Origin of the sequence: Streptomyces sp. NBC_00094, assembly GCF_026343125.1 — a bacterium.
GTDB lineage: Bacteria > Actinomycetota > Actinomycetes > Streptomycetales > Streptomycetaceae > Streptomyces.
The window spans coordinates 7,976,319-7,992,698 of record NZ_JAPEMB010000001.1 but is presented as its reverse complement, the minus strand read 5'-3'; the positions used below and the strand labels follow the sequence as shown (position 1 = coordinate 7,992,698).

At 69.0% G+C, this 16,380-nt stretch carries 13 protein-coding genes and 1 pseudogene; 8 read left to right on the top strand and 6 right to left on the bottom strand.

What is annotated here, in order from left to right; translation table 11 throughout:
• Nucleotides 1-32 precede the first annotated feature (32 nt).
• The 4 genes from OG580_RS35230 to OG580_RS35215 are packed head-to-tail and all read left to right on the top strand — an operon-like array spanning nt 33 to nt 4,232.
• Nucleotides 33-1,220, top strand: coding sequence for a tyrosine-type recombinase/integrase (locus tag OG580_RS35230; protein ID WP_267047720.1), 1,188 nt, complete (start codon nt 33-35; stop codon nt 1,218-1,220).
• Between the two features lie 20 nt (nt 1,221-1,240).
• The gene (locus tag OG580_RS35225; protein WP_267047719.1) at nt 1,241-2,812 is read left to right on the top strand and encodes a hypothetical protein; all 1,572 of its coding nucleotides are present in this window, start codon (nt 1,241-1,243) and stop codon (nt 2,810-2,812) included.
• Complete coding sequence (locus tag OG580_RS35220) at nt 2,796-3,686, top strand: hypothetical protein (RefSeq protein ID WP_267047718.1); 891 nt, start codon at nt 2,796-2,798, stop codon at nt 3,684-3,686. The genes OG580_RS35225 and OG580_RS35220 overlap by 17 nt, the downstream gene beginning before the upstream one ends.
• 3 nt (nt 3,687-3,689) lie before the next feature.
• Nucleotides 3,690-4,232 carry a DUF6262 family protein gene (locus OG580_RS35215; RefSeq protein WP_267047717.1) on the top strand — a complete coding sequence of 181 codons (543 nt, stop codon included), beginning with the start codon at nt 3,690-3,692 and terminating at the stop codon, nt 4,230-4,232.
• Nucleotides 4,233-4,493: 261 nt separating this feature from the next.
• Here OG580_RS35215 and OG580_RS35210 read toward each other — a convergent pair whose 3' ends face one another.
• The 5 genes and pseudogenes from OG580_RS35210 to OG580_RS35195 all read right to left on the bottom strand — a co-directional run bounded on the left by OG580_RS35210 (nt 4,494) and on the right by OG580_RS35195 (nt 8,956).
• On the bottom strand, nt 4,494-4,790 hold the full coding sequence (locus OG580_RS35210; protein ID WP_267047716.1) for a hypothetical protein: 297 nt from the start codon (nt 4,788-4,790) through the stop codon (nt 4,494-4,496).
• A gap of 10 nt (nt 4,791-4,800) precedes the next feature.
• Nucleotides 4,801-6,525, bottom strand: coding sequence for a S8 family serine peptidase (locus OG580_RS35205; protein ID WP_267047715.1), 1,725 nt, complete (start codon nt 6,523-6,525; stop codon nt 4,801-4,803).
• A 532-nt stretch (nt 6,526-7,057) separates the two neighbouring features.
• Entirely contained in the window at nt 7,058-8,224 is a 1,167-nt protein-coding gene (locus tag OG580_RS35200; RefSeq protein WP_267047714.1) for a hypothetical protein, read from the bottom strand.
• A gap of 102 nt (nt 8,225-8,326) precedes the next feature.
• Nucleotides 8,327-8,386, bottom strand: a pseudogene (locus OG580_RS36300) (DUF6221 family protein); the annotation flags it as partial.
• 60 nt (nt 8,387-8,446) lie between these two features.
• Nucleotides 8,447-8,956 carry a GNAT family N-acetyltransferase gene (locus tag OG580_RS35195; protein WP_267047713.1) on the bottom strand — a complete coding sequence of 170 codons (510 nt, stop codon included), beginning with the start codon at nt 8,954-8,956 and terminating at the stop codon, nt 8,447-8,449.
• A gap of 160 nt (nt 8,957-9,116) precedes the next feature.
• Between OG580_RS35195 and rox the strand changes: the two genes are divergently transcribed.
• The 4 genes from rox (at nt 9,117) to OG580_RS35175 (ending at nt 14,221) form a co-directional block, all read left to right on the top strand.
• Nucleotides 9,117-10,559 (top strand): rifampin monooxygenase, encoded by a 1,443-nt coding sequence (gene rox / locus OG580_RS35190; protein WP_267048231.1) that lies wholly within the window; start codon nt 9,117-9,119, stop codon nt 10,557-10,559.
• A gap of 322 nt (nt 10,560-10,881) precedes the next feature.
• A complete protein-coding gene (locus OG580_RS35185; RefSeq protein WP_267047712.1) occupies nt 10,882-11,532 on the top strand; it encodes a response regulator transcription factor in 651 nt (216 codons plus the stop codon).
• A complete protein-coding gene (locus OG580_RS35180; RefSeq protein WP_267047711.1) occupies nt 11,532-12,182 on the top strand; it encodes a DUF4255 domain-containing protein in 651 nt (216 codons plus the stop codon). Before OG580_RS35185 ends, OG580_RS35180 begins: the two co-directional genes overlap by 1 nt.
• Nucleotides 12,179-14,221, top strand: a complete 2,043-nt coding sequence (locus OG580_RS35175; RefSeq protein ID WP_267047710.1) for an ATP-binding protein — start codon at nt 12,179-12,181, stop codon at nt 14,219-14,221. The genes OG580_RS35180 and OG580_RS35175 overlap by 4 nt, the downstream gene beginning before the upstream one ends.
• Before the next feature lie 137 nt (nt 14,222-14,358).
• Here the strand turns inward: OG580_RS35175 and OG580_RS35170 are convergent, their stop codons facing one another.
• On the bottom strand, nt 14,359-16,056 hold the full coding sequence (locus OG580_RS35170) for a peptidoglycan-binding protein (RefSeq protein WP_267047709.1): 1,698 nt from the start codon (nt 16,054-16,056) through the stop codon (nt 14,359-14,361).
• Nucleotides 16,057-16,380 lie beyond the last annotated feature (324 nt).

Genomic DNA, 16,380 nt, shown 5'->3' with positions numbered 1-16,380 from the left:
CGAGACGTACACCACGCGAGGGAGAACACCAGGTGAGAGCATTCGCGGTGACCCTGCCGTCAGGGCAGCGGTACTGGACCGTGTTGGACGAGTCGTTGGTCCCGGTGGCGGCTGCGGACAGGTTTCTGCGGCACGTGCGCTTCGGGAAGAACGGGGCCGAGTCGACGACGGAGACGTACGCGTACGCGCTTGCACTGTTCCTGCGCTGGTGCGCACGCACGGATCGCGACTGGCGGACCGCGGCGCCGGATCTGGGCCTGTTCATGACGTGGCTGCGGTACGCGCCAAAATCAGTCTCCGGTGTCGAGCCGTCGTTGGGGGCGGCGCTGATGCTCGGTCCTGGCGCGAAGCCGGCCCGGAGCGAGAAGCGCGTCAATGCAGTGTTGACCGCAGTGCGGGGGATGGTCGCGGAGGCTGTCACGCACAAGGACGCCCCGGGATGGGTGCTTCCCGTGCTGTTCGATCTTGCGTCGACGGCGGATTTGCCGGCCGTGGCTCGGGGAGAGAACGCCGGGACGGAACTGCGGCTCGGGGCCCGGCATCGCATGAAGGAACCGAAGCGGCCGGTGGACCGGGCGAGCGATGAGGAGATCGTGGCACTGCTTCGAGCCTGTCGGTCGGCCCGTGACCGGCTGATGATCCTGCTCATGGCCCGTTCCGGTCTGCGGCGGGGTGAGCTGGTGGGCTTGCGGCGGGAGGACATGCATTTTCTGCTCGACTCCTCCTCGCTGGGCTGCCAGGTCTCCCGAGCCCACCTGCATGTGGTGCGGCGGGAGTTGAACCCGAACGGAGCGTGGGCGAAGTCCCGACGCGAGCGTGTCGTGCCCGTCGACGGATTGCTGGTGCGGGCTCACGACCACTACGCCATGGAGCGGCTGGCCTGCCGGGCAGCTGCGGCATGCGACTTCGTGCTCGTGAACCTGTTCCGGGCTCCGCTGGGGGCGCCGATGCCACCGCGGGCCGTGAACGAACTGCTGACCGCACTCAGCGAACGGGCCGGCCTGGCGCGAAGGGTCCGACCCCACCAACTCCGCCACGCCTTCGCCAGCAACGCCCGAGATGCGGGCGCGGAGTGGGACGAGTTGTCGGAGCTGATGGGCCATGAGTCGCCCGAATCGCTTGCTCCCTATCTGCATCCGGATCCCCAACGGCTGCGTGCGGCCGTCGAGCGGGTCCCGTCTCCGCGCCTGCTGGACACAGACACGCAGGTGCAGCGATGAGGGCTGGCACTGTTCATGGCGTGGAAGCGTCGTATACCTCCTCGCCGGAGCTGGAACGCTTCAGAGCGCGCTTGGACCCGCAGTTCTTGGCCGAGGCTGGCTGGGACGAGGACCGGCAGACGCTGGTCATCAAGCCGGGCCACACCCTTCTGGCGTGGGCTCCGTGCGTCAACTCTCAGTGCGAGGCGGGGGCGACCCTTTTGTCGGGGTTGTGCCACTCCTGCCAGAAGAGCTGGAACCGATCCAAGCTCTCGATGGAGGACTTCCTGGTCAGTCAGGCAGCCGAGAAGAAGCAGCCACGGCAGCGCTGTGCGGTTCCCAGCTGCGCGCGGATGTGGGCCAGTTCAGTTGCCAAACTGTGCGGGCCGCATCGCAGCCGGTTCCGCAAACTCGGCTTGCCGCAGGAGGAGTTCTTCGCTCATCCGTCGGTCAAACCGATGCCTCCGCTGGGGAGTTGCGGGGTGGTCGCGTGCCTGCGAGAGCGGGAACTGACGACAAGTCCGTACTGCCAGGCACACATGACCAAGTGGAAGCGGCTCGTGCGGGACGGCGAGCCGGAGGCAGCCGACGAAGCACGGTGGGTGCGGACGGAGGCCCCGGCGCCGTCGTATCCCGGGGAGGTGCCCCTGCTGGGGCTGGCTCCACTGGTGGTGGCCCAAGTGCTGTTCGCTCTGCAGGAACGCATCGGACACGAGATCAAGGTCCCGCCCCACATCCTGCGGTCGGCGGTCAACTGGATTCGCCGCCAGGAGTTGACGTCGCTGATGAGCCTCCCCGAGGACATCGGCCCGGACCGGAAGAACACCGCAGCGCTCAACACTCGGTTGCTGCGGGACCATGTGGTGCACGCACTACTGGACCCCGAGGTGGAGCGACGCAAACCCGACCGCTGGGACGCGCGGGCGTGGGGGCATCGAGGGGTGCTGGACTTCACCTGCATCAGCCAGGGGTGGCTGCGTGAGGCAGTGATGATGTGGACCGTCGACGAGCTGCCCCGCCACCACGGCAAGAGCGCCACCCGGTTCCTGCAGGCCCACATCAACTCGGCCGGGCGGCTGTCGACGAGCCTGCGTGCCCACCGCGAGGACCGCGGTGACGTGGCGACTGGCCTGGCTCGGGCAGACATCGAGAACTTCCTGGGCCGACTGACCTTCCAGGTGAGCCGCCAGGACGACGACATGACAGAGAACCTGCGCCGGAATACCTGCCGGATGCTGCGCAAAGTCCTGAACGGCACCCGGGCTCTGGGCGCGACCCGCCCAGGCGGGCCAATGGCCGGCGTCTCAGAGGACTTCGCCCTGCGCGCTGTGGACATCCCCAAGGAGGACAAGCGCAAGAAGCCCCGGGACCTACCGCCAGGGGTGATGCGGCAAGTCTGTGGATACCTGGACGTCCTGGAGAAGATGTCTTCGCCCGAAGTCAGGGTGGCCATCGACTTGATGATCGATACTGGGCGGCGGCCCGATGAGATCTGCACACTGGAGTGGGACTGCCTGGTCACCGACTCGACGGGGAAGTTCGAGCTGATCTGGACGAACATACAAGTGCAAGCGGCTCGGTCTGCGACTGCCCATCGTGCAGGCGACCGCTGACCTGATCCGAGCCCAACAGCAGCGGGTTCGCGAACGGTTCCCGGACACGCCGACAGCCAAACTCGCACTGTTGCCGGCGCCGATCCGCAACCCGCGCGGCACCAAGTCCATCGCGATGGGCACGGTCGGCGACCGGCACGTCGACTGGGTGGCCGCTATGCCGCCGCTGCTGCTGCTGGAGGACGGCAAAACAGAGTTCGATCGGTCCAAGGTCGTGATGTACGCCTACCGGCACAGCTATGCCCAGCGGCACGCAGACGCGGGAGTGCCGATCGACCAGCTCCGCAAGCTCATGAACCATGATCTTCTGGAGTCGACGCGCCGGTACTACCGGATCACCGAGGAGCGGACTCGCAAGGCGGTGGACGCGGTCGCCAGGTTCCACTTCGACCGCCACGGCAACCGTATCTGGCGGGAGGCGAAGCAGCTGCTGGACTCTGAGCACGTGCGGCAGAACCTGGAAGCGGTCGCGGTGCCGTTCGGCCGATGCAGCGAGCCATCCAACGTCCAGGCGGGCGGGGGCGACTGCCCGATCCGGTTCCGCTGCGCGGGCTGCGACCACTTCAGCACCGACGTGTCGTACTTGCCCGAGCTGGAGACGTATCTGTCGAGCTTGCTGCAGACCCGCGAGCGGATCGCCGCGATGACCACGGCTGACGAGTGGGCCAAGGCGGAGGCGATGCCCTCGCACGAGGAGATCCGGCGGGTCCGGCGGCTGGTCGCGAACGTGAAGGACACGCTGGCCGAGCTCGCGCCAGACGAACAGGACCAGGTGCAGGAGGCGATGGTGACGATCCGCAAGAGTAGGGCTGTCATGCTCGGCATGCCCAGCGTCCGCCAGCCGTTGCCGGACGTTCGACCGGAGAGGCCCTGACCGATGAGCAAGACCGGCTCCCCCCGCACGGACGCCATGGTCCGCGGCCGGCAGGCCGACACCGAGCGCCGCCGCACTCGGGTCGAGCAGTCGCTTCGCGACCTCCAGGCCGCGGGCGAGGAGGTATCGGTGACCGCAGTGGCCCGACGCGCGGGCGTTGACCGCACGTTCCTCTACCGCCACCGCGACCTGCTGACACAGATCCATACAGCTGAGCAGAGCCCTGCCGAAGGCGCTGTGAAGGGAGCCGGGGTCTCACGGGCCTCCTTGATGGCCGATCTGGCCGCCGCGAATGAGCGCAACGCAAGACTGATGGGCCGGATCGGCCTCTTGGAGCAGCGGCTGTCGCAGCTCATGGGCGAGCAGACCTGGAGCGAATCCGGACTCGGTGCCCCCGACGGCGTAGACAAGCTCCAGCAGAGAATCGTCCAACTTGAGCAGGAAAGGGGAGACCTCAAGCTCAAGCTCGATGAGGCCGTGGAGGATCTGGACGCAGCCCGGTCCACCAACCGCGAACTGACTCGAGCCCTCAACCAGGCTGGCTGACCACCAGAGGACGCCTCCCGTCATTGGGGAGGCGTCCCTCTCAGCTCTCCACCCAGGTCCACGGCCGTCGACTCGACCCAGGCCAGCAGTGCCCGATGATCACATCATCTTCGCCCTGGAGACGGTGTGTGACTACTATGCGAAGCTACGTGGTCTGATTCACTGGACGCGCCATGCGTGACCATCCACAGGTCTCCAGAGCCCGAAGATCAGTTGCAGCGGCCAGACCACCTAATGAGCGGGCAGGAGACGTCCCGGCTCTCAAGTAGCCGAGTGACTGGCCGGCTCGGAAGAAAGCATCCGCAGCATTTCGGAGAGTGATATTGATATCACCCACGGCTCGCGGGAGAGGGGCTCGATCTCGCCCTTGCTCATCGACGCGGTAATGATCTTGTGGCCCTCGATCGTTCCGGTGGCGCCAACCTGGCGCAGCAAAGCAACCTGCTCAGGGGACGGAACGTCTGCAAGCTCAATGTAGACCAGCAGCCGGTCATCGCTGGCATCTGCGGGAGACATCAACGCTAGCCGCAGCCGCCCCCTGAGCTTCCCCTGACTCACGTCTAGCCCCTCAGATTTGGGATAGATCCACAAGCCCATACCCCCACTTAGGGTGGAACGTGCCTGATGGATGGGCAGGCACGGAGCTGAGGGCACTAAGCTTACTGATGACAGCCGCAGGGGCAAGCGTTGGGTCCGCCTGCAGCATGAGGGCCACGGCTCCTGAGACAAACGGGGCCGCCATGCTGGTTCCGTACATAACGCAATGCTCGGCGTCAATCACGCTATGTGCATCCATCTGAGCATGGTTCGAACGGCAAGAAACTATTACCGCCCCAGGGGCTGTCACATCTGGCTTGCTAGCACCATCGCGACGCGGCCCCTCGCTGCTGAAATCGCAGACGTCGTTAAGTTTGAACCTGGCTTTCATTCGTGCGCCGTTGGCGCTAGTCCACCCAACTTTCGTCGTGTATGCAGCAACAGCAACGGCGGAGTTTGCGTCAGCAGGTTGACACACCGTCATGGATGAGTTTGCGTCAGGTCCAGCGAATCGCGACCCACCTTCGTCTTCCACCCAAAGATCGACTCGACCTTTTCTAATTGCCCGGCCGTGTAGGCGAATGTTCCAAACGACTTGCGTGCCCATAAAATCGTGAGGCCTGACGTTCTTAAAAACTAGCTCAATACTACGATCGCCACCCGGGCCATCTCCCCGGGAAATTTCCACCGTCCCATCGGGAAACGTCCAGGCGCTGGCAGAGTATTGCCCATGCTCGATGTCAGTGGTACCCCCAGAAGGGGATACTACTGACACGCCTATGTCGTCCTCTGCGGAGTACCACCCGGAAACATAAGTATCGCCCTTAACTGGGTGCAGATATACGTCGCTGACTTTTCCATCCACAAGCGTCGGCCCAGAATGAATGACATCGAGGCCCTCATTTCCTGCCGCACAGCAAATAATTCGCCCCTCCTCGGTCAGTTCGTTGACTCGCCCTGAGAAGTGGCTTGTGCCATCGTGGGGGCCAAAGTGATTACCGAGGCTTATGTTAACTACGGCAGGCATCTCGACCTGGTCGGCATACCTGAAAATGTAGTCGACTCCATCTAGCAGCATATTGCCAGACTTCACCTCGGGCAACTTTACGATCACAAGCCGCGCAGCAGGTGCGACGCCGAGATAGAGGCCGGCGCCAGCTGCAATTCCAGCCACATGTGTCCCGTGCCCGTCGACGTCCCTGCACTGGTGGATTTGAGGTCCTGTCAGCTCGACTCCATAGGCTGCCCCTGGGACGCCATCCCCGGGGACGCTCTGATCCCAGACCCTGTCGATTCGCCCCTGAAAGGCCGGGTGGCCTGCATCAATCCCCGAGTCAATGATCCCGACGATGACATTCGATCCATCCAGGTCGGGGTTATCGCCTCTGCCTCTTAAGGGATTAATCCCAATCGTTCTGGCTGCATCATCTATTTTGGATCGCAGCGGCGGCGAAGAGGCGACGTACCTCACGCTCGGGGAGTCAGTAATGGCAGAGATGGAGCTGATGGGTGCTATTCCCGTGCGTATGGACGCACCGCTGCCGCGCCGTAGGATTAATCCAAAGTCGTCGCAGAGCTCATCAAGGGAGGCGCCCGGATCGCACTCCAGAGAAATGAGCATCAGAGAATTCTCGATAGCTTCATCGACGTGTGCGAAACCTAGAGCATTGGATCGCCTTCTTAGAGTTTGAACATCCCCATCAAGGTACTCCTTGTAGGCAATCCTAAGCAGCGGAGCTAGCTTTTGATATTCCATGGCTCGGCCTCGGATGCCGTTGGTAAGGCGGCGCCGCGTACCATCGGTCTGACTTCCAGGACCTCGCGGCCCTCTCCTCTCAGAGTAGCCATGTGACTGCTGATCTTCACGTCGCTGGGCGCCACGCCAGGGTCTGATAGGGCGCGCAAGGACGTTGGAGGTGGCGGCCAGGGATGGGTCGCGTTGTCCTCGGCGAAGGTGGCAGTCAGGCGATGGCCCGCCCGACCATCCAGCGGTGGGCTCCGAGTCCGGACAGCCTGGCGATGACAGGTGTGATGCCCTTCGCCTGGACCAGGCGTTGATCTATTGCGGTCGTAGCCGCGGTCAGCGGGCACCCTGTCGAGCCGCCAACGGTCCTCCTGCTGCCCCCCAGCAACCGATGGAATCTACACCAGAGGAAGAGAGGCTGAGGTGACGTCAGTCGAGCAGTCGACCATCTTCTCGGGGTTAGCGTGACACTCTTGCACAACATCTGTTGCACTCGATAACCTCCGACGCGTAAGGCATCTGAGCTGCACCGATTGAGACTCACTCAGCCGCGCAGAATCGCGCTCCCCGACAGAAGCAGGGTGGCGCGGGTGACCGTGGATCCGTCGAGCTCCACCGGGGCGAGCACGGCGGTGGGTGCGAGCACGCCCGTCCGGCCCACCTCCCAGATCACGTCCCGGAGCACGGTCTGCCGCTCGACGGCGGGGAGTTTGTAGGCGACGGCCCAGTACGGGAAGCGGCTGCCGACTCCCACGGCCGTCTGCTCGGCGACGCTGTCGGCCTTGATGACGACGCCGTCGATGCCGAAGGGCAGCCGGGCGCGCATGGCGGCGATCTCGTCGACCTTCCGCCGTGCCTCGTCGAGGGTGTCGACGACGTGCAGTCCGGCCGGGGTCTCGGCCGTCGTCCCCACGCCTGCCCGCGCCACCGCGGCCAGCGTCTCGGCGTGCGTGGCCCCGGCGGGGAGGAACGCCTCGCCCTCGCCGTCGAGTTCGACCGCGCCGTACGCCCAGAACGTCATCGTCGGCTGGTACGGACGGTCCTTGGCCCGCAGGGTGCCCGCCGCGCCGTTGCGCGGGTTGGCGAAGACGGCGCCGCCGTGCGCGGTACGCAGTTCGTTCGCCTCCTCGAACTGCTGCTGGGTGAAGAGGACTTCGCCCCGGGCCTCGAAGGTGACGGGGAGGGGCAGCTGCTCGGGAAGGCCGACGATGGTGCCGATGACGTGGCTGACGTCCTCGCCCTGCGTGCCGTCGCCCCGGGTGATGACCTGCACGAGACGTCCGTCGCGGTAGCGGGCGGCGATGGCCGCGCCGTCCATCTTCGGTTCGACGGTGAAGCCGCCCGTCGGCTCGTGGCCCAGGCGGCGCTTGAGCGAGGCGCCCCAGGCCGCGAGTTCCTCGGGGGTGAAGACGTTGTCGAGGCTGAGCAGCCGCGTGGTGTGCGCGACGTCTCCGGTGGGAGCGGCGCCGTCCGCGACCTGGTCGGTGGGCGACCCCGGGCCGACGGCGTCGGGGTGGCGCTCCTCCCAGGCCTTCACCTCCAGCCGCAGCCGGTCGTACGTGACGTCGTCCATGAGGCTGTAGCCCGCGCCGTAGTACGTACGGGACGCCTCGCGCAGGTGGTCGAGAGCGGCCTCGTACGCGGCACGGCCGGACGCCTCGGAGGTGCCGGACATGCTGGAGAACGCCTCAAGGGCGGAAGGGGTCGTCATGAGGAACATCCTTGCTCACGGCACTGACAACGCCCCTTCCACGAGGGGAAGGCACCCCGTCACGTCGCCGTCGGGGCGGCCGAGGAGACCTTCGACTCGGATCTAAGGGCGCCATTCCTCGCGGTAATCCGGATGCTCGTCCCAGGACTGCGCGAGCACGCGGAAGCGTCAAGTGCTGGGGAGGGCTCCCTGACCCTCCCCAGGAGTGCACGCCATGCTCGCCTACACGGATGAGGCGACAGGCCAGGTGTATTCGAGCTCGGGCAGCTCAAAGCCCTGCTCGAACCGGCAGACACGCTCGTCGGTACGAAGGGCACCATGCCGCTCGTAGAAGGCGATGGCGCGAGTATTGGCGCGCAGCACTTCCAGGTAGACCGCGCTGCCTGGGTGTTCATCGGCCGCCCACGCCAAGGCGTGCGACAGCAGCCGGCCCCCGAACCCGGACCCGGTGCGGCCCGGCCTAGCGTGCAGGTTGTCCAACAAGAGCCGACCATCGGATTGAGGAATCACATACGCGAAACCCTCTATTTCAGGCGCCCCTTCCATCACGAACAGCGCCGCCCCTGGATGCGGCTCGTCAAGTCGGCCGCGCCAAAGCTCCAGTCGATTCTCGAGGAGAGGGCCGGTCAAGAAACTGCTGGGCATGATTCCCGCATAGGCCGTACGCCAACTCTCGGCATGCAGTGCGGCAACCTCGGTCGCATCGCTCCTGCGGCCCGTTCTGATCTCCATGGGTTCCAGCCTCGCCCATGAGCATGAGCGAGGCCACATCAGGGGAGGTGAAACCGCTAACAGTGCCCTTGGTATAGCCCACGGGGGGACTTGCGGCAAGGCCCCGGGTCTGACGCAGAATCAGCGGGCCAAGCCTGGACTGCGGAAATGGATATTCATGATGCTCGACGTACTCATTGCCGGCGGCGGACCGACCGGACTGATGCTGGCCGCCGAACTGCGGCTGCACGGCGTCCACGTCGTCGTACTGGAGAAGTTGACCGAACCGACCGCGCAGCAGCGTGCGCGCGGCATCCACGTGCGCAGCGTCGAGGTGATGGACCAGCGCGGCCTGCTCGACCGGTTCCGCGCCGCCGGCGAACCGTTCTCGGTCGGCGCGCTCTTCTCCGCCATCACCAAGCCGTGGCCGGACCAGGTGGACACGGCGCACCCGTACGGTCTCCTGCTCCCGCAGACGGTGACCGAGCGGCTTCTCACCGAGCACGCCGTCGAGCTCGGCGTCGAGATCCGGCGCGGGAGCGAGCTGGTCGGGCTGAGCCAGGACGAGGACGGGGTGACCGCCGAGCTCGCCGACGGAACCCGGCTGCGGTCCCGCTACCTCGTCGGCTGCGACGGCGGCCGCAGTACGGTCCGCAAGCTGCTCGGCGTCGGCTTCCCCGGTGAACCGGCCAGGAACGAGACGCTGCTCGGCGAGATGGAGCTCGCCGAGGACCCCTCGACGGTGGCCGCGGTGACGGCGGAGGTCCGCAAGACCCAGGTCCGGTTCGGCACCATCCCCAACGGGGACGGGACGTACCGCGTCATCGTGCCCGCCGCGGACGTGAGCGAGGACCGCCCGACCACGCCGACCCTGGAGGAGTTCACGCAGCGGCTCCGGGAGGTCGCGGGTACCGACTTCGGCGCGCACTCGCCGCACTGGCTCTCCCGGTTCGGCGACGCGAGCCGGCTGGCGGAGCGCTACCGGGTCGGCCGGGTGCTCCTGGCCGGCGACGCGGCGCACATCCATCCGCCGACCGGCGGGCAGGGACTCAACCTCGGCGTGCAGGACGCGTTCAACCTCGGCTGGAAGCTGGCGGCCCAGGTGAACGGCTGGGCGCCGGAGGGCCTCCTCGACAGCTATCACGCCGAGCGGCACCCGGAAGGCCACCGTGTGCTGACCAGCACCCTCGCGCAGGGCGTGCTCCTGGAGGACAGTCCGGGCGCGAAGGCGCTGCGGGAGCTGTTCTCGACACTCCTGGACTTCGAGGAGGTCAACCGGTACGTGACCGAGTCGATCAACGCGGTCAGCGTCCGCTACGACGTCGGAGAGGGTCACGCACTGCTCGGCCTGCGGATGCGGGACCTGCAGCTGAAGCAGGGAGGGCGCCTGTACGAGCTGATGCACGGCGGCCGCGGGCTCCTGCTCGATCAGACGGGCGGTCGGCTCTCCGTGGAGGGCTGGGCCGACCGGGTCGACCACGTCGTGGATGTCGTCGGCACCGGCGAGGAACTGGACGCCCCCGCGCTCCTGTTGCGGCCGGACGGTCATGTGGCATGGGTCGGTGACGACCAGGGAGATCTCCTCGCCCACCTGCCGAAGTGGTTCGGTACCGCCGCAAGTTGAGCGGGTGGTACGGGGGTGTGTCGGCCCGGTCTCACGTGACGTGATCCACACGGGAGAAGGGATGTCAGGGGGAAATGGGGGGAGTCCGAACGGCGGCAGCGGAACGTTAGCGCGACGCCAGCGGGACGTCAGCACCGCGAGGGAACCTGGACTGGACCACAGTGGCCGGTGTCCCGGCCGCTGACCAGCAGAGCACAGGGGGACCCACCATGCGCGCCGACCAGCGGCCGCGAGACACCGGCATGGCCGCCTTAATCGCCATGACCGGGAGCTCGACCACTCACGGACCGACGCGGCGCGCGGGAAAGAGCAGGTAGCAGACGTGCTCACCCAGCGGGTGACGGTTTCCGTCCACGCAGCCGACCCGCTCAGCCGGGCCGGCCTCATCAGCCACTTGCGGCACCAGCCGACCCTCGACTTCGTCCCCGAGCAGGACGACGGCAGCCGGGACGCCCCGGCGGTCGCCGTCCTGCTCGCGGACCGGATCGACGAACCCACCACGGCCGAGCTGCGGCGTCTGCTGCGCGGCCGGGAGCAGCGCGTCGTCCTCGTCGCACGCGAGCTCCGCGAGCCCGACCTGCTCGCGGTGGTCGAGTACGGCGTGCGCGCCATCATCTGGCGGCACCAGGCCACCGAGCAGCGGCTGCTGAGCGCCGTGCACAGCGCGGCGCGCGGCGAGGGCGAGCTGCCACCTGACCTCGTCAGCCGTCTGCTGAACCAGGTGGGGCGGCTTCAGCGGGCGACGACGGCGGGGACGTCCACCGGCGGGGCGGTGCCGCTGTTCGGGATGGCGCCGCGCGAGGTGGACGTCCTGCGGCTGCTCGCCGAGGGTCTGGACACCCGGCAGATCAGCGAGAAGCTCGCCTATTCCGAGCGCACGGTCAAGAACATCCTGCACGCGCTGATGACGCGTCTCCAGCTCACCAACAGGGCGCATGCCGTCGCGTACGCGCTCCGCGAAGGTTACATCTGATGATCCACGAGATCGACGAGGCACTGCGCCGGCTGCTCGCGCCCGCCGTCACGGGCGACATCGCCTTCGACGCGCCGACCCGGGACTGGGCGGCCCGCCGCAACGCCCCCACGCTGAACGCCTATCTGTACGACATCCGGGAGGACGTGGCCCGGCGGGAGCGCGGCGCCTACGCCGAGCGGGACGCCCAGGGAATGGTGACGCGCCGACGCCAGCCGCCGCGCTGGTTCCGGCTCTCGTACCTGGTGACCGCCTGGACGTCCCGGCCGGAGGACGAGCACCGGCTCCTGTCGGGCGCGCTGGCGCTGCTGCTCCCCCACGAGGTCCTGGCCGGCGACGCGGTGCCGGAGTCGGTGCGCCCGATCGCCACGTCCCTTCCGCTCTCCGTCGCGCTGCCACCCGCCGAGTCGCGGTCGCTCGCGGACATCTGGTCGGCGCTCGGCGGCGAGCTCAAGCCCTCGATCGACGTCGTCGTGACCACTCCGTTCCCGGTCACCCCGGTGTACGAGGTGGCGCCGCCGGTCACCGAGGGCGCGGAGGTCGTCGTGCGCGGGATCGGCGGCTCGCCCGGCGACTCCAGGCCCCGGATGATGCGGCGCTCGGTGACCACGGGTACCGCGTCCGGCACGACGCGCGGGGCCGGGGCATGAGCGACGACCGCGAGAGCCGTGACGGTACGCGCGGACCCGGCGTTCCGGAGCTGATCGCCGCGCTCCGGGCCCGGGTCGCCGCGCTCGTGGACACCCGCAGCGCCGGGGACCCCACGGCGGGCGATCCGCTGCGCGGCCTCTACGTCACCGAGGAGACGGCCCGGCGGATCGCCGCGGATCCGGCGCGTACGGCAGGACACGGCACCGCCGTCCCCCTGCCGGACATCGGCGGATCGGACCGGCTCGCCACCCTGGCCCGGGCTTTCGGGCTGTCCCCGCTCGACGCGCACATCCTCATCGCGGCGCTCGCGCCCGATGTGGACCGGGGCTTCGAGACGCTGTACGGGTACCTCAACGACGACGTCGGACGGCGCCGCGCCACCGTGGCGCTGGCCCTCGACCTCGCGGGCACCGGCCCTGCGGACCCGACGGCCCGTGACCGCTTCCACCCGGCGGCGCCGCTGCGCTCCGGGGGGCTGCTGGTCGTCGAGGACGAGGACCGCCCCCTGCCCGGACGGGCCCTGCGCGTGCCGGAGCGGCTGGTGGCGCATCTGCTGGGCGACGACAGCCGACTGGACGCGGAACTGTCGGGTGTGGGCGTGGAGTTGCTGACACCCCACGGGGCGCCCCCGGCTGCCGGGGCGGGTGCGGCGGCCGGGGCGGGCACGACGCTCGGTAACCGCGTCGCCGCCGCCGGGCCCGTCACCGTACACCTGCGGGAACGTGTCCCCGGCGCCGCCACCGACTCCGTGGTCGCCGCGCTGCGCGCCGCCGGGCGGCCCGTGCTCCGGTACCGGCCGGAGTCGGTCGACGACGGCGTGGCGCGCGCCCTGCTGCGCGAGGCGCGGCTGCGTGGCGCCGCCGTGGTCGTCGAGCCGCTGCCGCCGCGCCCCGGGCCTCTGGTCCGGGTGTTGGCGTCCGCCGGTGCGACGGTGGTCCTCGCCGGGACCGAGGCGCCCGACCCCCGGTGGGCGCCGGAAGCGGAGCTGCTGGCGCTGGACGCGCCCGGCGACGCCGCGACTCCGGAGGATCTGTGGGAGCGCGAACTCGGCTCTCTGGACGGTGACTTCGATCTGGACGAGGCCACGGCACCGTACCGCCTGAGTGGCGACCAGGTCCGCCGGGCGGCCCGTTCGGCGCGGGCGCTCGCGGCGTTCGAGGGCACCTCGCCGACCCTCGCCCAGGTGCAGCGCAGCGCCCGGCTCGTCTCCGCGCCGCTCCTCGACAGCCACGCGCGCCGCATCCGGCCCGCCGTCGGATTCGACGATCTCGTCCTGCCGGAGGAGCCGCTGGGGCTGCTGCGTGAGCTGACCGGCCGGGCCCGCAACCGGGACCGGGTGCTCGGCGAGTGGCGGCTGCGGACCGGCGGCGGGCGGGGACGCGGAGTCGTCGCCCTGTTCGCCGGGGAGTCGGGGACGGGAAAGACCCTGGGCGCCGAGGTCGTCGCGGGCGAACTGGGCCTGGACCTCTACGTGGTGGACCTGTCCTCGGTGGTCGACAAGTACGTCGGGGAGACCGAGAAGAACCTGGAGCGGATCTTCGTCGAGGTGGACCGTACGGACTGCGTGCTCCTGTTCGACGAGGCCGACGCGGTCTTCGGGAAGCGGTCGGAGGTGAAGAGCTCGCACGACCGGTACGCCAACCTGGAGAGCGCGTATCTGCTGCAGCGCCTTGAGGCGTTCGCCGGGATCGCGGTGCTGACCACCAACCTCCGGGCCAACATCGACGAGGCGTTCACGCGCCGGCTCGACCTGGTCGTGGACTTCCCGTTCCCGGACATCGAGCAGCGCGTCTCCCTCTGGCACTCCTGCCTGGCGGGGACGCCCAAGGCGGCGGGAGTCGACGAGGAGATCGCCCGCTGCGCCAAGGAGTTCGCGCTCGCGGGCGGCGCGATCCGGTCGGCCGCGGTGACGGCCGGATACCTGGCGGCGGCGCGCGGCTCGGCCGTGACCGGTGCGGACGTACGGGCCGGGGCGCGGCGCGAGTACCAGAAGGCGGGTCGGCTGGTCATGGACGCGGGAGTGCCCTGGGCACCGTGAGGTCATCGACGTGGGAGCCCCCGCCCGGGGGCTCCCACGGGCGCCGTGGGGTCGGGGAGCACGGGAGCCCCTGAGTTGTCGAGGGGGCCACCCGTGCGGGTGGCCCCCTCGTCCGTTCGCGTGTCCCGCTCGTCAGCTCATCGCCGTACGCTGCCGCCGATCATCTTCCTGAGGGTCGCCCAGTCGGCGATGCCGGTCGGCTGCAGCCCGACGGCCGACTGGTACTCCTTGATGTGCGCGGCGACTTCGGTGCTGGACGTGCTGGTCTTGTCCCGCGCCGAGCGGAAGTGGTCGATGCCGTAACGGGCGTTGGTGCGTGCCACGTCCATGTCGTGGGCGTCGAAGCCCTTGTTGATCGCCCACCAGAAGGCCGCCATGAGCTGGGTGGTCTCCCAGGTGGTGGCGCCCGCCTTCACCTTGTCCGGCGTGATTCCCTGGGCCCACAGCGAGGTGAAGGTGGCCCTGCCGAGGGTGCCCTCCGTGTCGGTGAGGAAGATCGCGGCGGAGTTCTTGCCGTTCTCGACGCCGTCGTTGTAGACGGCTCGCTGGTAGCAGGAGAGCGACGTCCGGGTGGCTCCGTCGATGACTCCCCTGGTCCAACCCGGTTTGAGCGTGCAGGCGTTGTTCAGAGCGGCCAGTCGCTCCTGGGCGAACTCGACGACCAGTTCCGGCGCGTCGCCGGCGCGCCACGGCGGTGCGGTCCTCACCGGAGCGGGCGGGGCCGTGGGCTGCGAGCTCGCGCCGCCGCCGGAGTCCGGTGCGGGGACGGTCGGCGCGGCTCCGTCCTGCGGGGGCCGGGTCGGCGCGACTCCGCCCGGTCCGGCGTCGGTCGGCGCGGTTTCGCCCGCGCTGCCACCGCCCCCGGTGCCGCCGCCGGAGCCGCCACCTCCACCACCACCGTCGCCGCCGCCGCCGTCTGCGGGCGGCGGTACCCCGTCCGTGAGGGGCGGCGGTGATTCGCCGGGCGGGTTCGCGCCGGGCGTCGGCGCTCCGCCGTCGCCGGGTGGGGGCGGCGCTTCGGGCAGCTCTCCCCCACCGCCCTGCTCCGCGGGTCGGGGCGCGGTCGTCGCCCTGGCCTCCTTGGCCGCGCTGACGATCGTCGGGGAGAAGTTGAACCAGAGCACGAGGAAGGCGATGAGGGCGGTCATCAGGAGTCCGCCCGCCACCATGAGCCAGTTCCCGAGGACGGGGCGCTGGTCGAACGTGGCGTCGAGGTCGAGGGCGGTGTCGTCGCCTGCCCGCCGCACGGCCACCGTGAACCGGTGCGACTCCTCGGCGCCGGTCCACCGCACGGCCTGCGGCCGCACCACGAGTTCGCCGAAGGCCGCGCGGCCCGGGGCTATCTGCACGGCGTTGGGCTTGACGTCGAAGGTCAGCCGGTTCGCGTCGTCGCGCACCACGAGGGACGCGGTCAGCGGGGTGTTGCCGAGGTTGTCCACGGCGATCCGGGCCCGTCCCCGGAACCGGCCGAAGAGGGCGGGCGGGAGCAGTTCGGCGCGTGTCTCGGTGAAGGGCGTGAGGGTCAGCCGGCCCTCCACCACGTCGCGGGTGGCGGCGTTCTCCCGGGGGTCGACGCGGATGCCGTACGCGACGGGTCCGGCCTCCACGTCCGAGGAGCGCGGCGGGGCGAACGAGATCTCGGCGGTCCCCTCGCTGCCCGGGTAGAGGCGGAGGACGTCCGGCTCCACTCGGGACCAGCCGGAGGGTTTGCCGACGAGCGAGAGCCGGTACTCCTCGACGGTGTCCCCGGTGTTGCGTACCCGCAGGCGGGCGGAGGTCCGGGCCCCTGGCTCGACGGTCACATCGGCCGGGTCCAGAGAGGTCCACATGGTCATGGGCGAAGGCTAGAGGGGCGGGGTGGGTGCCCGGCTGCCCGAAAGTCCCTGTTCGGGGGCAGCATGGCGTGCCCCCGTGCCACCACACCGACGACCGGGCGCGCGGTCGCGCACCGGGGCGCCCGGCGGTTCGAGGCGTTCGGCGGGGGCCGGGCCTGACGCGGGACGACCGGCTGGAGACGTACCTCACGGAACCGACGCCCTCCGGCCCCCGGCCGGTAGGCCCGTCGGGCGCGGGACTTTCGGGCACACCCTCCTGCCCTCGCGCCCGCCCCTTCACTCCTCCCCGGACGAACGCCGTCAGGGGAGAGTCGACCTCGTCGG

Excerpts from the sequence above, each read along its gene's own strand:
- OG580_RS35215 (WP_267047717.1), top strand. The coding sequence starts at position 3,690 with ATGAGCAAGACCGGCTCCCCCCGCACGGACGCCATGGTCCGCGGCCGG.
- OG580_RS35205 (WP_267047715.1), bottom strand. The coding sequence starts at position 6,525 with ATGGAATATCAAAAGCTAGCTCCGCTGCTTAGGATTGCCTACAAGGAG.
- OG580_RS35200 (WP_267047714.1), bottom strand. The coding sequence starts at position 8,224 with ATGACGACCCCTTCCGCCCTTGAGGCGTTCTCCAGCATGTCCGGCACC.
- OG580_RS35195 (WP_267047713.1), bottom strand. The coding sequence starts at position 8,956 with ATGGAGATCAGAACGGGCCGCAGGAGCGATGCGACCGAGGTTGCCGCA.
- rox (WP_267048231.1), top strand. The coding sequence starts at position 9,117 with ATGCTCGACGTACTCATTGCCGGCGGCGGACCGACCGGACTGATGCTG.
- OG580_RS35180 (WP_267047711.1), top strand. The coding sequence starts at position 11,532 with ATGATCCACGAGATCGACGAGGCACTGCGCCGGCTGCTCGCGCCCGCC.
- OG580_RS35175 (WP_267047710.1), top strand. The coding sequence starts at position 12,179 with ATGAGCGACGACCGCGAGAGCCGTGACGGTACGCGCGGACCCGGCGTT.
- OG580_RS35170 (WP_267047709.1), bottom strand. The coding sequence starts at position 16,056 with ATGACCATGTGGACCTCTCTGGACCCGGCCGATGTGACCGTCGAGCCA.